At 34.8% G+C, this 18,035-nt stretch carries 15 protein-coding genes and 1 pseudogene; 15 read left to right on the top strand and 1 reads right to left on the bottom strand.

From position 1 onward, the window contains the following. Window positions 1-52: 52 nt before the first annotated feature. The 11 genes from PW220_RS07170 (at window position 53) to PW220_RS07120 (ending at window position 13,375) form a co-directional block, all read left to right on the top strand. Window positions 53-655, top strand: a complete 603-nt coding sequence (locus tag PW220_RS07170; RefSeq protein ID WP_248055002.1) for a sugar transferase — start codon at window positions 53-55, stop codon at window positions 653-655. Beyond that, window positions 652-1,497: an NAD-dependent epimerase/dehydratase family protein gene (locus tag PW220_RS07165; RefSeq protein WP_105118338.1), complete on the top strand. Its 846-nt coding sequence runs from the start codon at window positions 652-654 to the stop codon at window positions 1,495-1,497. The genes PW220_RS07170 and PW220_RS07165 overlap by 4 nt, the downstream gene beginning before the upstream one ends. A 202-nt stretch (window positions 1,498-1,699) precedes the next feature. Beyond that, window positions 1,700-2,512 (top strand): glycosyltransferase family 2 protein, encoded by an 813-nt coding sequence (locus PW220_RS07160; protein ID WP_248055003.1) that lies wholly within the window; start codon window positions 1,700-1,702, stop codon window positions 2,510-2,512. Window positions 2,513-3,266: 754 nt separating this feature from the next. Then, window positions 3,267-4,418: a glycosyltransferase family 4 protein gene (locus PW220_RS07155; protein ID WP_248055004.1), complete on the top strand. Its 1,152-nt coding sequence runs from the start codon at window positions 3,267-3,269 to the stop codon at window positions 4,416-4,418. A 241-nt stretch (window positions 4,419-4,659) separates the two neighbouring features. Next, window positions 4,660-6,093, top strand: a complete 1,434-nt coding sequence (wzy, locus tag PW220_RS07150; RefSeq protein ID WP_248055005.1) for an O-antigen polysaccharide polymerase Wzy — start codon at window positions 4,660-4,662, stop codon at window positions 6,091-6,093. Between the two features lie 44 nt (window positions 6,094-6,137). Continuing rightward, complete coding sequence (locus PW220_RS07145; RefSeq protein ID WP_248055006.1) at window positions 6,138-7,553, top strand: lipopolysaccharide biosynthesis protein; 1,416 nt, start codon at window positions 6,138-6,140, stop codon at window positions 7,551-7,553. A 46-nt stretch (window positions 7,554-7,599) separates the two neighbouring features. Further along, complete coding sequence (locus tag PW220_RS07140) at window positions 7,600-8,649, top strand: hypothetical protein (RefSeq protein ID WP_004194951.1); 1,050 nt, start codon at window positions 7,600-7,602, stop codon at window positions 8,647-8,649. Between the two features lie 230 nt (window positions 8,650-8,879). Continuing rightward, the gene (locus PW220_RS07135) at window positions 8,880-9,971 is read left to right on the top strand and encodes a glycosyltransferase (protein WP_248055007.1); all 1,092 of its coding nucleotides are present in this window, start codon (window positions 8,880-8,882) and stop codon (window positions 9,969-9,971) included. Window positions 9,972-10,171: 200 nt separating this feature from the next. Continuing rightward, window positions 10,172-11,761, top strand: coding sequence for an NTP transferase domain-containing protein (locus PW220_RS07130; protein ID WP_248055008.1), 1,590 nt, complete (start codon window positions 10,172-10,174; stop codon window positions 11,759-11,761). After that, window positions 11,754-12,674, top strand: a complete 921-nt coding sequence (locus PW220_RS07125; protein ID WP_248055009.1) for a DMT family transporter — start codon at window positions 11,754-11,756, stop codon at window positions 12,672-12,674. Before PW220_RS07130 ends, PW220_RS07125 begins: the two co-directional genes overlap by 8 nt. An 11-nt stretch (window positions 12,675-12,685) precedes the next feature. Then, window positions 12,686-13,375: a sugar phosphate nucleotidyltransferase gene (locus PW220_RS07120; protein WP_248055010.1), complete on the top strand. Its 690-nt coding sequence runs from the start codon at window positions 12,686-12,688 to the stop codon at window positions 13,373-13,375. Between the two features lie 95 nt (window positions 13,376-13,470). On the opposite strand, the pseudogene PW220_RS07115 reads toward PW220_RS07120, so the two are convergent. Then, window positions 13,471-13,651 (bottom strand): annotated as a pseudogene (locus PW220_RS07115) (ISL3 family transposase); the annotation flags it as partial. A 289-nt stretch (window positions 13,652-13,940) separates the two neighbouring features. On the opposite strand from PW220_RS07115, the gene PW220_RS07110 reads away from it, so the two are divergent. The 4 genes from PW220_RS07110 to glf all read left to right on the top strand — a co-directional run bounded on the left by PW220_RS07110 (window position 13,941) and on the right by glf (window position 17,665). Continuing rightward, complete coding sequence (locus PW220_RS07110; protein ID WP_248055011.1) at window positions 13,941-15,434, top strand: nucleotide sugar dehydrogenase; 1,494 nt, start codon at window positions 13,941-13,943, stop codon at window positions 15,432-15,434. Between the two features lie 450 nt (window positions 15,435-15,884). Beyond that, the gene (locus PW220_RS07105) at window positions 15,885-16,292 is read left to right on the top strand and encodes a PD-(D/E)XK nuclease family transposase (RefSeq protein WP_316716466.1); all 408 of its coding nucleotides are present in this window, start codon (window positions 15,885-15,887) and stop codon (window positions 16,290-16,292) included. Between the two features lie 35 nt (window positions 16,293-16,327). Next, complete coding sequence (locus PW220_RS07100; protein ID WP_248055012.1) at window positions 16,328-16,537, top strand: Rpn/YhgA-type helix-turn-helix domain-containing protein; 210 nt, start codon at window positions 16,328-16,330, stop codon at window positions 16,535-16,537. An 18-nt stretch (window positions 16,538-16,555) separates the two neighbouring features. Then, window positions 16,556-17,665, top strand: coding sequence for a UDP-galactopyranose mutase (glf, locus tag PW220_RS07095; RefSeq protein WP_248055013.1), 1,110 nt, complete (start codon window positions 16,556-16,558; stop codon window positions 17,663-17,665). Window positions 17,666-18,035: the final 370 nt, after the last annotated feature.

Below are 18,035 nucleotides of genomic sequence, written 5' to 3'. Positions count from 1 at the left end.
CAGGTTTAAGCAGTATTTAGATTATTTTAGGATTGAGTATTAGGAGAGGGAAATGTATCCAATTTTAAAACGAGTTTTTGACATTGTGCTATCAGGAGTGGCTATCCTTGTTTTCAGCCCAATTTTAGTCATTATTGCGATTGCAATCAAGCTGGATTCAAAGGGACCAGTACTATTTAAGCAAAAAAGAGTTGGAAAGAATAAGACATATTTCATGATTTATAAATTCCGCTCTATGTATGTAGATGCTCCAAGCGATATGCCAACCCATCTTTTGCAGGATCCGACGGCTATGATTACCAAAGTTGGTGGTTTTTTGAGAAAGACAAGCCTTGATGAACTTCCACAGCTATTCAATATTTTTAAAGGAGATATGGCTATTGTTGGTCCACGTCCAGCCCTATGGAATCAATACGATTTGATTGAGGAGCGAGATAAATATAGAGCAAATGACATTCGTCCAGGTCTGACTGGTTGGGCTCAAATTAATGGCCGTGATGAGTTAGAGATTGATGAAAAGTCAAAATTAGATGGTTACTATGTTGAGAATATGGGGCTACTGCTTGATATTAAGTGTTTTTTTGGAACGTTTATTAGCGTAGCCAAAAGTGAAGGTGTCGTCGAAGGCGGAACGGGGCAGAAAGGGAAGTCATGAAAAGAGTATTGATAACAGGAGCAAACTCATATATTGGAACTTCGTTTGAAGAATACGTGAAAAATAAGGATAGTAATTTTGAAATTGATACCCTTGATTTATTAGATCCCAATTGGGAAGAGTTTGATTTTTCAGGCTATGACTCTATTTTTCATGTTGCCGCAATTGTACACAAGCGTGAGAAAAAAATTTCATATGAGGAGTATAAGAAAGTAAATACTGATTTACCAGTTTTGATTGCAAAAAAAGCAAAAAAAGCAGGAGTTTCTCAATTTATTTTCTTGAGTACCATGAGTGTGTATGGTCTCAATACTGGTAAAATAGCAAGTTCAACCCTGGCAATTCCAACGACGAAATATGGTCAATCTAAGTACCAGGCTGAGGAGGAATTACTCAAGTTACGTGACTGCCAGTTTAAATTGGTTATTGTGAGACCACCTATAGTTTATGGGAAAGCTTCTAAGGGAAATTATTCGAATTTATCAAAGTTAACTCAGTTAACACCAATTTTTCCAAAAATTTTAAATTCTAGAAGTATGTTGCATATTGATAACCTCTGTGAATTTATCAGGAAAGTTATAGAGTTAGAGTTGCGTGGGCTGTTTTGTCCACAAAATTCAGAATATGTCAATACTTCTGAATTGGTTAAAGTAATAGCTGAAGTACATGGAAAGAAAATATATTTTACAAAAATATTTAATCCAGTCATAAAGTTATTGTTCCATTTTGATACAGTGAAGAAAGTATTTGGAAATCTTGTTTATGAAAAAGAGATGAGTCGTTATGACTTTGAATATCAGGTAATCGATTTTGAGGAATCAATAAAAAATACAGAATTATGATAGAACAAAAATTAAAGGATAAAAGAATTAAACGGACTCAAGTTGTAAGTAAATTGTTTTATTGCATTTAATGTTTTGCATCACGCAGAAACTTTAACTGTAGTAGTATAAATTTGGTTTAAGTACTGTTTATAAAGATTATTGAATGATATCGGGTATTCTCACAGAACTGATTAAAAAGATACAATAAGGAGACAGAGTTTTGGGAAAAAATATAGAAACATCATCTATCTCAGTGGTTATTCCAGCCTACAATTCTGAGAATGTTATAGTAAGAGCTTTAGAATCAGTTAGGCTACAAACTTGTTTGGAGTATATTAACGAAATTATTGTAGTTAACGATGGTTCTACAGATTCGACAGCATTCGAGGTTGAACATTATGCAAAAAAATATCCATATCTTAACATTCGCCTAATAAATCAAGAAAATGCAGGAGTTTCTAGAGCAAGAAATGTAGGAATGTTAAATGCTTTAGGAACTTGGATTGCTTTGCTAGATTCTGATGACGAGTGGTTTGCGAATAAAATTGAAAGGCAAATTGATGAAATTTTAGTAAATGATAGTATTGATTTCATTGGTGGTAATCATACCACCTTTCCATTAACTATTCTTGGACGCAAGATAGATAGACTTCATAGAGCAAATATTCAAGAAATTTGTATCAAGATGTTTCCACAGACTTCAACAGTGCTTTTTAAAAAATCAATCTTTGATGAAATTGGTGGATATGATGAGAAACGCCATTATTCTGAGGATAGACAATACTTTTTAAGAATTTGTCATGCATATGGATATTATTATTTACCCGAACAGAATGTTCACTATGATCGTGGAAAGCGAGGTTTTGGGGAGCGAGGTCTATCAGGTAACTTAAAAGGTATGCAAGAAGGGAACAGATTGAATTTCATGGAATTATTAAAGCAGAAAAAAATAAGTTTACCCTTTTATATTGCAATCACTATTTTTGATGAATTAAAATATTTAAGAAGGGTACTTGTATCAATGAAAAAATAATAAATGTGTACCATAAAAAACATACTTGTTCCTATTGCTGGTTTATTTCTATAAAAAATGTATGGCGTAAACTCAAAGTAACTATGAAATTAGAAACGAATATCTTAATAAGTGTTTGGTTCCCAAGAGTATAAGAAATACCCGAATATTCTCTTTTAAGAGAAAACATATCAGAAGTGGCTAAGATTGGTTATAATGCAAGCGAAAAAATCTACTACTGTTGACTCAGATATTAAGTTCTATTTGCGATTTTAAATATTTCTCGTTGTAATACCGCGTCTCTATTTACAATGCTATAATAAATCTTTTAAAGGGATAACGGTAGAATTAATGGTTTGTGATGCTGTAACCTTCATGTACCGAAATTTAGTGTTGAAGGCCTGCCGACACTTACTAAATAATCAAAATGGATTCGGAGTTAACCCGAACTATTGTTTCATTTTGTAGGGAGTGCGAGAATAAGTTTCTTTAATAACTATAGAAGTAAATTAAGTAGTTAAGTATATTTTAGAACGCAGTATTGATTTAGTGATATTCCTGTGTACCTTTGGGAGATAATTTTTTTCCGTTTTAGAAAAATGAGTGTTAGTATGGATATGTATTGAATAAGATCTAAATTGTTAGTAGGTGTCAAAACTTAAGTTATCCGATAGGATTGATTGGGTCTGTTTCTCGTCTCAACACATGTATGATTTTAATTATCAGATAGATAATTTTAAAAAAAGTCATCCGATTAAAGAAAGAAGTATTTAGTATGAAAAAAGCTCTTATTGTAGCCTCTGTTGCTTCAATGATTGGACAATTTAATATTTCCAATATAAAAATATTACAGTTACTTGGTTTTGAGGTTGATGTAGCAGCCAATTTTTCTCATTCAGGTACAATTTCTATTGAGAGTGTACAAGAATTAAAACAATTTTTAGAGGCAAATAAAGTCAACGTATATGATATTCCCTTTCAAAGAAATCCGTTTCACCCTGGTAATTGGCTCGCATTTAGAATGTTGAATAGAGTGATGTCTGATAATACCTATGATTTAGTTCATAGTCATACCCCAATCGGAGGGCTAATAGGGCGTATCTTAGGTTACTGTCACAAAGTGGACAATAATATGTATACCGCTCATGGTTTTCATTTTTATAAAGGCGGAAGTAGAGTAGGGTGGCTTCTTTTTTACCCTGTAGAAAAAATATTATCTTACTTTACAGATACTATTATTACTATCAATGAAGAGGACTATGCTATTGCTAAGAAGCGTTTCAAAATGAAGGGGTTGCACTTGGTGAATGGTGTAGGAGTAAATTTAGAGAAGTTCTCACCAATATCAGATAATACAAAGGCTCAACTAAAGTTAGTACTGGGTTTAGACCAGAATAAAAAGTACCTAATTTTTGTCGGAGAATTGAATGCCAATAAAAATCAATCTATTTTAATTGAAATGATGGAACAACTTTCAAAAACAAGAAAGGATATTGTTCTATTGCTGGTTGGTAAAGGAGTATTATTGAATACTTATCGCCAACTCATAAAGGATAAAGGTTTAGAAGAATCAGTGCTTCTGTTAGGTTATAGAAAAGATATTCCTGATTTGATGAGAGTTTCTGATATTGCCCTATCTAGTTCTAAACGTGAAGGCCTTCCTGTAAATTTACTTGAAGCAATGGCAACTGGACTACCTTTAATAGTATCGAATTGTCGTGGAAATAGAGATTTAGTAGAGGATGGAAAAAATGGGTATACTGTAGAAAACTCAGCAGTAGATGAGTTTATTGTAGCTATAACAAGAATCCTTGACGATGCAGTTTTATATAAGCAATTTTCTCAATGTTCACTTATATCTAGTGAAAAATATTCTTTAGAGCGAGTTGAAGTAAAAATGAAGGAAATTTACAGCAACTCCTTTTAGGCAGGTTGCTACTTTATAGTGAACCATTTGAGTTTTCGTGAAAAATTATAGAATCCCTTGTTGGAGAATCAGGACAGGTGATATATTCAGTAGGTGTAAAGTAAAGTTAACAACAAACAATGTTACTAATCTCAAATCGTTATTTCCTAAGTTAGGGAACCGTATGTAGACTTTGTAAATTTCAATAAATTTTCTAGTGACAGGATTCAATAGAAAATTAATCAACAGAAAGAGTATTAGAATGTTAGTTATTTCTAAAAAAAACTTTATGACTGTGGCATTTGGAGCTATAGTCGTCATGTTATATGCATTTTTCCTATTTTTTACAAGCTCCTCTTTTGAGGAAGATTTTACAATAAAATTTAGCATTCTCAGTAGTTTAATAATTTTTATTCTTGAAATCGTCTATATAAACAAATTAAATGGGGGAGTTATAAATCCTATCACTCTGTTTTTAATGGCATTTTATGTTTTTCAAAATGGACAATTACTTCTGGTAGCTCTAGATATCCCATTCTATGATTTCTATATTAGTACGTTAAAAATTTTTTTGAAAGATGTGTCTATTTTTTCGTCCCTTAGCAATGTAGTGGCAGGCTATGCTGGGATTATTTGTGTTTCCATACTACAAAAAGAGAAACACTATGTTATTGATCAGTACAATCCTCTAGAAGTTGGTAGGGTAGCATGGTTGGGTTTTTTGGGAACTTCAATTTTAGCTCTACCTCTTGTTGCAATGAAATTTCTTACAAGTTTAGAAGGGGGGTATTATGCTGTTAGGGCTTTTGAAGAGAACATTCCAACGCTAGTAACCTTTTTAGAGTTTATGTTCATGCCATTTTCCCTCTTAACAATTATCTTCAGAAGCGATAAGAGTTCACAAGTAGCACGCTTCGGTGTATTTATCTGGTTAGTTCTCACTGCTCTTTGTGGCGATAGGACAACAGGTATTTCAGGATTGCTTATCTTAGCTCTTGTTTCATACAACAAAAATAGTGGGAATATTAAATATAATTGGAAAGATATATCTAAGATTAGCTTCATTGGTCTATTGCTGATTATCTTTATCCGAGTAGTATATGCATATAGAACAGGAGAAGATATCCTATTTGCCTTATCAGGCGGAAACTTCTTGGTAGGCTTTTTATCTGAGTTAGGAATTAGTGTTTTTCCACTATTTACGATGATGTATATTGTTCCAGGGCAAGAAGCTTTTTTATGGGGGCAAGGATATATTTTGTCTGCTATTGGCGGTTCGATACCTTCTTTTTTAGATATTACAGGTATTGTAAATGTAATAAATCAGCAATCTAGGATATTTGAAACTTGGCACTCTCAATATTTTTGGCAATATTCATTCGGTTTAGGTTTTTCCCTTAACGCAGAGGCCTATATCAATTTTGGTTGGTTTGGTTTAATTGCTATTTTTATCGTTTGTCTTATAATTTTTTCGTTTTTACGAGTCAAAAATTTGAAAGAACATACTAGCCCATGGGAACTGTACAGGATAAGTATCTTGTTGTTTTTATGGTTTACATTACCACGTAGAGATTCATACTATATTTGGAAGGCAATATCTTATTCTTTGATTTTTATTAGAATATATATACAAACCACATGTCGCAGAACTGCATTTTTAGGTAAAACAGGTAGTAAGGTGGAATTAAGAAAGTGAGTGTAGAGTCAAATCAAGTTACATCGGCAGTTAAGTGGTCGTTAGTGACAGAAATTATTGTTAAGTTTATTTCGCCAATCACCAATATGATTCTGGCGAGACTTCTAACACCAGAAATATTTGGCCTTGTCGCGTCAATTATGATGATTACTACGTTTGCTGAGATGTTTACAGATGCGGGTTTCCAAAAATATATTGTACAGCATCAATTTGTTTCTTCCTCAGAACAAGATGAGTATATCAGTGTAGCCTTTTGGACAAATCTGGGTGTCTCGATATTTTTTTATCTTTTAATATTTCTAAATGCAGAAACACTTGCTAACCTCAGTGGTGTATCTGGTTATGAGACGGTGATTAGAGTCTATTCCTTAGTATTGCCTCTGATGTCCTATTCTAGTATTCAATATGCAGTATATAGAAAGAATTTTCACTATAAAAAGCTCGGGATTATTAGAGTTATTGCCAAGCTCATCCCTGTACTTGTGACGATACCTTTAGCACTATACACCCAATCTTACTGGTCGTTGGTCATTGGAAACCTGGTGGGGGAGTTAGTGATTACCGTTATTCTAATAATATGGTCCACGCAACGCATAAAACTTCACTATGATTATGAGCAACTGAAGAGCATGTTTATGTTTTGCGGAGGGTCAATGTTGGAGACTCTTTCATCATGGTTAGTTTCGAATGTTGCAGTTTTTATTATTAGCCAATCATTAGGCTCGTATTATCTAGGTTTGTATAAGATTTCAATTACGACTGTAAATCAAATCATTTCGATTATTACTGCTTCAACTATGAATGTGTTATTTGCGACACTATCTAAAGTACAAAATGACTCGGACTCTTTTAACCGAACAGTAAATAATTTTCAAAAGTCTATTGGTTTATTTACTATTCCTTTAGGGGTAGGTATCTTTATTTTTCGTAAGTTTATTACGCTAACACTACTTGGACCACAATGGGAGGAAGCCTCACTCTTTGTCGGCTTATGGGGATTTGTCATGTGCGAGAGCGTCATATTTGCGGATATAGGAGCCTATGCAATTCTTTCCAAGGGGAAACCAGGCTATGTATTTTTATCTAATATATTGCAAGCTCTGCTACTTGCAACGGGTTTGTTATATTTTGAGCATAGTAGTTTTATGGTTATAACCTATGTTTCTTTTGTAATAAGATGGCAGTTGACAGTTACGCATTATTGGATAGCGTCAAAAGTTGCAAATTTTAGGCTCAAAGATTATCCAAAAGAATTAAATGTATATGTTGGTGCAGCAAGTATAATGGGATGTTTAGGACTACTTTTTCAAAATATAATTGAAAAAAATATTTTCTTTAACATTGTTGGGGTTCTTACCTGTATTATAGTCTATTTTGGAGTTTTGATGATATTTAACAATACAAGAATAGAGTTACTATCGCTATTCAATACAGTAAGAAGGCAATTAGCTCGTAAATAATGTTTATTTGTAGATTTTAATTATGCTTTAGTTAGGATATAGTAGAATGAAAATAATAACTTGCGCAAGTTTTTATGGTAGCGGCTCAAGTGCATTGACAGACTTGGTTGCGGAGTACTCCTGTGTGAAGGATTTGACGAATTATGAGTTTCGCTTTTTATATGATATTGATGGTGTTTCTGATTTAGAACATTATTTATGTGAATGCCATGACAGGCACAATGCAGGTCATGCTCTAAAGCGCTTTAAGAGATTATCGGAATTCAATGCCGGTACCTTTTTCAATGCAAGGTACGAGCCTTTTTTCAACAATCAATACATGAAGTTGACTAGAAAGTTCATTGATTCTATAATTGATTTTTCATATCCTGGCTGGTGGTTCTATGATGTATATGACAAAGGAAAAGTACTGTATTATATATTGATTCAATGGGATAAGATATTACGAAAATTAACAAATGGGAAAAAGAGTATTCTATCCCGAGAACGAATATTTTGTTCGCACCCTTCGCAGGAAAAGTTCATTGAATCTGTTCAGAACTATGTTGCTTCGTTAATGCAGGCGGCTAATCCAGAAGGACTGCCATTCCTAGAGGTTGATCAGTTGGTTCCATCTCAGAATCTCAATCGAATTCTTCGTTACTTTTCTGATGATATCACCGTTTTTATTGTAGACCGCGATCCAAGAGATGTTTACACAAGTAACCGCTTCTACTGGAAAGAGAATATTTGTCCAACGGATGATGTAAATACTTTCTGCGACTGGTTTCTATACACGCGTAAAAGTGGGAAAGTAGAAAGTTATAATACTAATCAGGTCATTAAATTGCGTTTTGAAGATATGATTTATAAATATGATGAAACAGTTGCGAAGATTGAGATGCTAACTGGTCTGGATAATTCACTACACAGTATGCAATTCAAAAAATTTAATCCACAACAATCAGTTAATAATACTCAGATTTGGAAAAAACATAACATTGAAGTAGAGATTAAAGTTATTGAAGAAAGGTTAGCTGAATATTTATATCCCTTTGATGAAGTGAACAGTGATGCCGTTCCAGGAGTAAAACAAGAAGATGGGAAAATATTCTGATAGCTATGGCTAAATGTCTTTAAAAGATCTAGAAGAAGCCATTTCTGGTTTTGCATAGAATAAAGGGAATCTCTAAAAACTAATTTTCTAAAATTTAAAATGTTGATTTAACAAGGTTTTCGTAACTCCAAATTCGCAATTTTGGGAGTTTATAGAGGTGCCCTAAATTTAAATAAGGGATATAACTTTTAATGTCCCTTCCATAAAGTTAGAAGGAATACGTAATAAATATGAAAACAATCTGTTTTTCATTTAATCATTTGACTTATTCAGACGGTGTGGCTCAATCAGCTATTGCAATGGCAAACTATTTAGCTGATACTAGAATGGTTGAAGTAACACTGAGACCTATTTTTAATTTTGACAAGAGTATTTTAAAAGATATAAACAAAAAGGTTAAAGTAAAACCGATTTTGGGTTTTTACTTTAGAGGCTTGTCGACAATTTTAAATCTAGCTCCCGCATTTCTATTACATGATTGGATTTTCGGGCGTGATAGGTATCAAATAGAGATTGGCTTTCAATATGGTTTGGCTACATGTGCGGTTGTATCATCAAGTAGTGTGAAGTCAAAACACTATGTATGGATGCATGGTTATGATGAGGGACTACATCTTAAAGAATATTATAAAAAAGCCGATAGAGTAGTTTGTGTATCAAAGCAAAATGCAGATAGACTCTTTAAGGAATTGCAATGTGCAGTGCCTGTGGAGTATTGCTACAATCCTATCGATAATAATGTGGTGTGTAAACTTGGAGAAGAAAAAATAGACTTGGCAATTCCGAAGGAATTACTTTTTGTCTCTGTTGGAAGACATTCTGAGGAAAAGGGTTACTTACGATTGTTGAAGATTGTAGAACGTTTAATGAATGAAGGTTACACATTTAAACTATGGCTTATTGGAGATGGACCACAACATGGTGAATTAGTGAAATATTCGCAAGAGCATGGACTGGAGAAGGTGGTAGTATTTATAGGAGCGCAGAAAAACCCACATAAATTTACATCAAAAGCAGATTTATTTGTATGTTCCTCATATGCAGAAGGTTTTAGCACCGCTTGTTCAGAGGCTATAATGTTAGGGATTCCTGTCTTGACGACCTCCGTGAGTGGCGGAAAAGAGATTATTGATGCTGCAAAAAGTGGCATGTTAGTTGGATTGAGTGACGACGACCTATATGAGGGCATGAAGTACGTCATTGAACATCAAAATCAGGTTGAAGAATGGAAAGAGAGGCTAGTGCATACAAAACATAAATTTTCTGCTTCTGAGAGAATTTCTAGGTTACTTGCTGTCTTGGAAATATCGAAAAATGGGTAAAGATGGATGCTTAGAGCCCTTCTTTTATTTGGCGGTCGTTATTGATAAAATTTTGGTCAGGAGTTCATAATCTATTTTATAGTTTTTAATTAAAAACTTATAACATAAAAATAGCAGATATAAGTTGTTGAATATTGATACACCTTATGACAGGGGCATTGGATTATGGTGATAGGGCTGTAGAGTAGGAGGTCGAAATATTGATTAAAGAGAAGTGTATAGATGATTTGACAATCGATAATAAACCAGAAGGACAGGTGCCGCGTTCTGCCATTATCCTTGCTGCAGGGTTCGGTCTACGAATGATTCCGATAAATATTGATAGACCAAAAGCCTTATTGTCCATCAATGGTGAAAGGGTTATTGAACGCCTCATCAGACAATTACGAGAAGCTGGGGTGGAGTCTATAACAGTTGTTGTAGGCTATATGAAGGATGAGTTAACCTACTTAAAGGAGAAGTATGATATCATTTTGGTAGAAAATGCAGATTATTGTGAGAGTAATAATTTGTACTCTCTTTTCTTGGTCTCAGAGAAAATTTCTAATACTTTTATTCTACCTAGCGATATTTGGTGTAGAACAAATCCGTTTCTATCGGATGAAACGGACTCTTACTATATGATCTATGAGGATTGGGAAAGCCGTAAGAAGGAATACTGGGGTGCTATGACTGGTATTGCTTATATTGATCATAAAGATGGGGTAAAACTTAGACAATCACTGCATGCAATAGCAGATAGTGAGTTGGCGAAAACAGCATTTTGGGAAGAAGCGCTTTATGACAGTCAGTCATTGTGGATTCGCCCCAAAATTGTCCCCTTGGATAGTATTAGGCAAATCAATACTTTTGAGGATTTAAGAGAGTTAGATAGTCATTCAGAACATCTACAGTCAGAGGTTGTTGATATTATCTGTCAAACTTTGCAGGTGGAAACAAAAGATATCAGTGGAATAACTGCTTTGAAAAAAGGGATGACCAACCGATCTTTTCTATTTTCTTGTAAAGGTGAGAAGTATATTATGCGTATACCAGGTGAGGGAACTGACTTGCTTATCGATCGCCAACAAGAAGCAATGGTCTATGGAAGATTGAATGGAAAAGAAATATGTGATGAAATCATATATCTGAATCCAGTTAATGGTTATAAAATTACTAGATTTGTGGATAGTGCTAGGAGCTGTGATCCAAATGATTTATCTGACTTGAAAATATGTATGTCTAAATTACGGGATTTTCATAGCTTAGAGTTAAAAGTTGAACATGAGTTTGATATATTTGCTCAAATAGATTTTTATGAGTCATTGCGTAATGGTAATAAATCTACATATGATGACTACGATCAGGTAAAGAAACAGGTTTTTAATCTCTCTGAATTTATTGAAAAGCATATCGAGAAGAAGGTTTTGACACACATTGATGCAATTCCAGACAATTTTTTGATTTATTCCAAAGAAGATCAGGAAGAAATTCGTTTAATCGACTGGGAGTATGCAGGTATGCAGGATCCTCATGTTGATATTGCTATGTTCTGTATCTATTCTTTGTACAATCAGCAAGAGATTGATCGGTTGATTGATATCTATTTTGACTATAATTGTTCAGAAGAGATTCGCTTGAAAATTTACTGCTATATTGCATCCTGTGGCTTGTTGTGGAGCAATTGGTGTGAGTATAAGCATATGCTAGGTGTGGACTTTGGAGATTATGCTAAGAAACAATATGACTTTGCAAGAGAATATAGTTCTTGGCTGATTACCGAACTTAGAAAACGGGGGATATATGAATAATCGTGTAAAAGGGACAATACAAGGTCTGTTGTCTGGGATGTTTTGGGGCTTAGATACATCTTTGAATGGATTGATTTTATTGATGAGCCCCTTCATTTCTGGAGATGATAAGATGTTGTCCTCTACTTTACTGTTAGCATTTTTTCATGATTTTTTTTCAGCAACTTTTTTAACTTCTGACCTAGCTGTCAGAGGTCAGCTCAAAATGACAATTCAAAAACTAAAAAGTAGAAGTGCTTATTTTGTAATGATAGCGGCATTGTTTGCAGGTCCTTTGGGGATGAGAGCTTATCTGTATGCGGTAGAAAAGTTAGGGACGGGGCTAACTGCAACAATATCTGCCCTGTATCCTGCTATCGCAGCCTTATTGGGGGCGATTTTGTTAAAAGATTATTTGACCAAACGGGGGTGGTTTGGACTTTCTTTGACGATGGTAGCTGTAATTTTTCTTGGTTATAGTGGGAGTTCTAATGCAGGAGGAGATTTCATTGGCTTCTTGGCAGCAGGGTTATGTGTATTGGGTTGGGCTTCGGAAAGTGTTATTACCGCTTACGGTATGAAGGATGATATTTCGCCGAAACAAGCTTTATTGATTAGGCAGTGGGTTTCAAGTGTAGTCTATCTGTTATTTATGGTTGCAGAAGGTGATGTTATCTACAGTCTATCAACCATTATTGCTTCACAATCGATTCTTTTTACTATCGGTCTAGCACTTATTGGTACCCTTTCCTATCTATCTTATTATTCAGCTATTGATACTATTGGTCCTGTAAAAGCGACAGGCTTAAATGTGACGTACTCGATTTGGACAGTCATTTTTTCACTATTTCTTTTTGGAGGACAATTAGATATAAAGTTAGTCATTAGTAGCGTACTCATCATTATTGGGACATTATTTGTTATAAAAAACTAAGAGGTGAATCTATGCGAGCGATTATTTTAGCAGCAGGAATGGGGACTAGACTGAGACCCTTGACATTAACAACCCCTAAATCTTTGATTAAAGTTGGAGAGCAGACATTAATAGAGCGACAAATTTTATTTTTGAACGAAATCGGTATTTCAGAAATTATTGTTGTTACAGGATACTTGGCAGAAAAGTTTGGCTTTTTAGAAAAGAAATATGGAGTTAAGTTAATTCACAACGATAAGTATGATATTTATAATAACTTTTACACTATGTATCTTGTGAGAGAATTTTTGAGTGACGCCTATGTAATTGATGCGGATAATTATCTACACACCAACTTCTTAGATGCTAAGGTGACAGTTTCTACATATTTTTCAGCTTATAAACGAGGATTTAAAGATGAATGGTTGCTACAATGTGATGCAGATGGTATGGTTAAAGAAATTATTATTGATAGTGGTGAAGGTACAATTCTTTCTGGAGTTTCCTACTGGGATGAAGAATCTGGTCAAGTTTTGAATAATCTTTTTGAAGAGGCAATAACATCAAAAAATTTCAGAACTTTATACTGGGATGATCTAGTTAAAGAAAATCTAGAGAAATTAAAAGTTTATAAAAAAGAAATAAGTTCTGATGATGTATTTGAAATTGATAATCTAGAGGATTTAGAGAAAATAAATGAATTTTTGAATCTGAAGAAATAGCTTTTCGTTTTTATTGTGAGAAGGTTACAAAGGTGGTATTACACTCAACTGTCAAAAGTATACTTTAATTTGTGTGTTGAATTATTGACTCTTTGTCAAATGTAGTGGGCTCCGAATTTCGTTTTCTCCTTCTTTATGTCCAGGCAAAACTATGTTCTTATCAAAGTTTCTAAAATCAAATGCTTTTCGTTTTATTACTTTTCTATGAGTATTGGTCGCCTCCTGTTTGGTGTTGGAATATGGCAACTCTAGAGTGTTCGATCTCTTAGTTTGGTCAAATTCTAATTTCCCAATAGATGAAGAATCACGGAATCATTTTATAGGAAATTTGGTTTTTCAATCATTGGGAATCAAATTGTAAAAGTATTGTGAGATACTTTCTTACCTCCTGATTCTAATGTAAAATTGTTGAATATTAAAAATTTTAAGTGATTTGATAGGTAATTTACTAATTTGCAACGTTAGCTGTTACGAAAATATTTGTTCTTTAGTATTGATTAATTTGTTGCAACAATAAACAACAAATGGTATACTCTGTATATCATTTTTTTGATGAGGGGTTAGGATGAGCAACAGTATATTTTCAATTGAAAAGTTAAAATCAATAGTCTTCGAAAATAGAAAACAGTATGGCTATTCCCAACAGGAACTAGCGGACGCGACCGGTATCAATCGTGCCATGATCAGTAGGATTGAGAAGGGGGATTATATTCCATCCATTCCTCAGCTTGAAAGATTGGCTCAAGTCTTGGATTTTGACCTGGCTTCTTTATTCTTTTCGAGTAGTAAAAACTCTTCAGTGACCAAAGTTTCAAAGACAAAAATTGCTGTCGCAGGTACAGGCTATGTTGGTTTATCCAATGCTGTTCTCTTGGCTCAGCATCATCAGGTTGTGGCTGTGGATGTGATTCCTGAAAAGGTTGATTTGATCAATGCTAGAAAATCCCCTATTCAGGACGATTATATTGAAAAGTATTTAGCAGAGAAGGATCTGAATTTGGTAGCAACACTAGATGCAGAAACAGCCTATAAAGATGCAGAAATTGTTGTGATTGCTGCACCGACCAACTACGATAGTGAGAAAAATTATTTTGATACAGGCCATGTTGAAAAGGTGATCGAGACTGTCTTGAAAGTAAATCCTGACGCCTTGATGGTCATCAAGTCAACTATTCCTGTTGGATATACCCAAGCAATTCGTCAGAAATTTGGTACTCCAAATATCATTTTCAGTCCGGAATTTTTAAGAGAATCCAAAGCTCTTTATGACAATCTCTATCCTTCACGAATCATTGTTTCTTATGAGAAAAATGATAGTGAAACTGTTATTGCGGCTGCAGAAAAGTTTGCGGCCTTACTACAGGAAGGTGCCTTGAAGGAAGATATTGAGATCCTTCATATGGGGTCAACAGAAGCAGAGGCAGTTAAGTTGTTCGCTAATACTTATTTGGCATTGCGTGTTTCTTACTTCAATGAATTGGATACCTATGCGGAGTTAAAGGGACTTGATACCTTATCCATTATTAGAGGTGTTGGTCTGGATCCTCGAATTGGTGAACATTACAATAACCCTTCCTTTGGCTACGGTGGCTACTGTTTACCAAAAGATACTAAGCAGTTGTTGGCCAATTATGATAAGGTACCTCAAAATATGATGTCTGCTATTGTCGAGGCCAATCGAACTAGAAAAGATTTTATTGCTGACCAGGTACTGAAGATGGCTGGCTACTATGCTTACTCAGAACATGATTCCTATTCGCAACAGCAAGAAAAGGATATCACGATAGGAATTTATCGTCTGACCATGAAGAGTAATTCTGATAACTTCCGTCAAAGTTCTATCCAGGGAGTTATGAAGCGCTTGAAGGCTAAGGGAGCAAGAGTGATCATTTATGAGCCGACCCTAGAGAACGGGACGACATTTTTTGGCTCCAAAGTCGTCAACAATCTTAAGAAATTTAAAGAAATGAGTCAAGCTATTGTCGCCAACCGATACGACTTGAGTTTGGATGATGTTCTTGACAAGGTCTATACGCGGGATATTTTTAGGAGGGATTAAATATAGGGTATTTGAACTTGCATGTGGATAGGACGAATTTTCATTCTTTCTTCAGGTAAAGTAGAAAACGTTCCATAGTCAAGATGGCTTTGGGACGCTTTTTAGTAGTTGCTGTAATAGGAAAGTGACTTGAAAAATTTGGCTACCGTGCTATAATATAACTAGAAACTTTTCCGAATAAATAGATAAGGAGTATTTCTCGATTACTTTATTCGGAGGACTGTAGATGACAAAACGCCGTTAGGCAGTCAGTCCCATGGCTGATGTTATTGCAAAAAAGATTTTTAATGACCATGAGATTACCATTGATTTTATTAATAGATTTCTAGGTTTTCGTCCCAAGTCTATTCAGATTTTGAATGGAACCATTGCGGATGTGAAAAAGGAAAGGACTAGCCACTTTAGCACTACGGTGGATATTCTGGCTCGTATGGATGATGGGAACAAGTCATCATTGAGATACAGGTTGCCTATCAAAATAGTTTTATCAAGCGCTTATGGACCTATTCCTGTCAACATCTGGTCAAGGACTTGCCCAATGTTCGTGAGAAAGTCACGCAGACACATGATATGTATGACAAAATTTCACCGATTTATTCGATTGCCTTAGTTGCTAGTAAGTATTTTGATGATGACCAGCCGATTCACAGTTTTGTATTAACTGAAAAAGATAGGGGTCAAGTCTTGGAATTGCCATTTAGCGAATATGAAGAATTAAGAAAACCATTTGAAATGGTCATTATTGAACGGAAAAAATTCCGAAAGGGTCAGCTAGAGAAAAGTCAACGCCAATGGATAGAATTTTTCGCTAACCGAGCATTTAGTCAAGCTACATCACATAAAAGGCAGAACATCTGAGGGATAGAAATACATGGACAGAGGAGGAAGTCGAAATGGTAGATCAATGGTTACGTAATGCTTCCAACCACTTTGGAGAATTGGAAAGCTCCTACATACGTGGCAGACGGCGAGGTAAGGAAGAAGGTCGGCTTGATGTCGCTTATCAAATGTTACGTGAAGGTTTTTCGAATGAAATGATTGAAAAATTAACCGGTCTATCTTCTGCACAAATTGAACAACTTTCACAAAATCACCAGGTTTAGGAGAAAAATACAAAATATATGAAACATTACGACTATCTAGTTGTAGGTGCGGGCTTGTTCGGTGCAGTATTTGCCCATGAAGCAGCCAAAAAAGGGAAAAAAGTTAAGGTTATCGAGAAGCGTGATCACATCGCTGGTAATATCTACACCAAAGAAGTAGAAGGCATTCAGGTTCATGAGTACGGCGCGCACATCTTCCATACTTCTGAAAAGGAAATCTGGGACTATGTTAACCAATTTGCGGAGTTCAACCGCTACACGAACACACCAGTTGCCAACTATAAGGGTGAAATCTACAACCTACCATTTAACATGAATACTTTTAACAAGCTTTGGGGCGTGGTCACTCCTGCTGAAGCAGAAGCGAAGATTGCAGAGCAACGTGCTGTTTTAGGTGGAAAAACACCTGAGAACTTGGAAGAGCAAGCGATCTCCCTAGTTGGTACAGACATCTATGAGAAATTGATCAAGTCCTACACAGAAAAGCAATGGGAAAAACCGTGTACAGAATTACCAGCCTTTATCATCCGTCGCTTGCCAGTGCGTTTGACTTATGACAACAACTATTTCAACGATACTTATCAAGGTATTCCAATCGGTGGTTACACGCAGATTGTTGAAAAAATGTTGGCACATGAAAATATCGATGTGGAGATAAAGGTTGATTTCTTTGCTAATAAGGAAGAATACTTGGCAAACTATCCAAAGGTTGTCTTTACGGGTATGATTGATGAGTTCTTTGATTATGAGCTTGGTGAGTTGGAATATCGTAGCCTTCGTTTTGAAACAGAAGTCTTGGATATCGAAAACTACCAAGGTAATGCAGTTGTTAACTACACAGATAGTGAAACACCCTTTACTCGTATCATCGAACACAAACATTTCGAGTTTGGTACACAAGAAAAAACCATTATTACACGCGAGTATTCGAAGACTTGGAAACGTGGAGATGAGCCTTACTATCCAGTTAACAATGACCGTAATAATAAGCTCTATACTGCCTACAAGCACCTAGCAGAGCAGCAAGAAAATGTCATTTTTGGTGGACGTTTGGGTCATTATCGCTATTATGATATGCACCAAGTTATCGGTGCTGCCTTGCAGTGTGTCAGAAATGAAGTGAGATAAATATTAGCTGAGTACACTATCTTTGAAACTGAAATATTACAAAGCAAAATATTATTCTTGTTTACTTAGAAATCAATGGGATTGGATTTTGAAATTTAAAATTAAAATAGTCTGTGCTTAGAATTTTAATAATTGTTGACTTTTCTTCAAAAAATGCTTCACAAGTTCTAATATCATCTTCAATTGTGGCATAATAATAAATAGATTTAAAATTATTTTTTATATTTTTGGAGGAATTAGTCTATGTCTGATTTTAAACAAATTTTTAAATTGTTGTTTAATCAAAAAGTTTACAAATCGTTTCCGTTTATTATTTTGTTATCAACTTCATCAATACTGATAATTATAATAAAATCGTTCCATGTTCAGT

Source organism: Streptococcus sp. 29892, assembly GCF_032594935.1.
Taxonomy (GTDB): domain Bacteria; phylum Bacillota; class Bacilli; order Lactobacillales; family Streptococcaceae; genus Streptococcus; species Streptococcus hyiners.
This window is presented reverse-complemented; position numbering and strand designations above follow the sequence as displayed.

Coding starts and splice junctions, on each gene's coding strand:
- PW220_RS07170 (WP_248055002.1), top strand. CDS start 53: ATGTATCCAATTTTAAAACGAGTTTTTGACATTGTGCTATCAGGAGTG.
- PW220_RS07165 (WP_105118338.1), top strand. CDS start 652: ATGAAAAGAGTATTGATAACAGGAGCAAACTCATATATTGGAACTTCG.
- PW220_RS07155 (WP_248055004.1), top strand. CDS start 3,267: ATGAAAAAAGCTCTTATTGTAGCCTCTGTTGCTTCAATGATTGGACAA.
- wzy (WP_248055005.1), top strand. CDS start 4,660: ATGTTAGTTATTTCTAAAAAAAACTTTATGACTGTGGCATTTGGAGCT.
- PW220_RS07140 (WP_004194951.1), top strand. CDS start 7,600: ATGAAAATAATAACTTGCGCAAGTTTTTATGGTAGCGGCTCAAGTGCA.
- PW220_RS07135 (WP_248055007.1), top strand. CDS start 8,880: ATGAAAACAATCTGTTTTTCATTTAATCATTTGACTTATTCAGACGGT.
- PW220_RS07125 (WP_248055009.1), top strand. CDS start 11,754: ATGAATAATCGTGTAAAAGGGACAATACAAGGTCTGTTGTCTGGGATG.
- PW220_RS07120 (WP_248055010.1), top strand. CDS start 12,686: ATGCGAGCGATTATTTTAGCAGCAGGAATGGGGACTAGACTGAGACCC.
- PW220_RS07110 (WP_248055011.1), top strand. CDS start 13,941: ATGAGCAACAGTATATTTTCAATTGAAAAGTTAAAATCAATAGTCTTC.
- PW220_RS07100 (WP_248055012.1), top strand. CDS start 16,328: ATGGTAGATCAATGGTTACGTAATGCTTCCAACCACTTTGGAGAATTG.
- glf (WP_248055013.1), top strand. CDS start 16,556: ATGAAACATTACGACTATCTAGTTGTAGGTGCGGGCTTGTTCGGTGCA.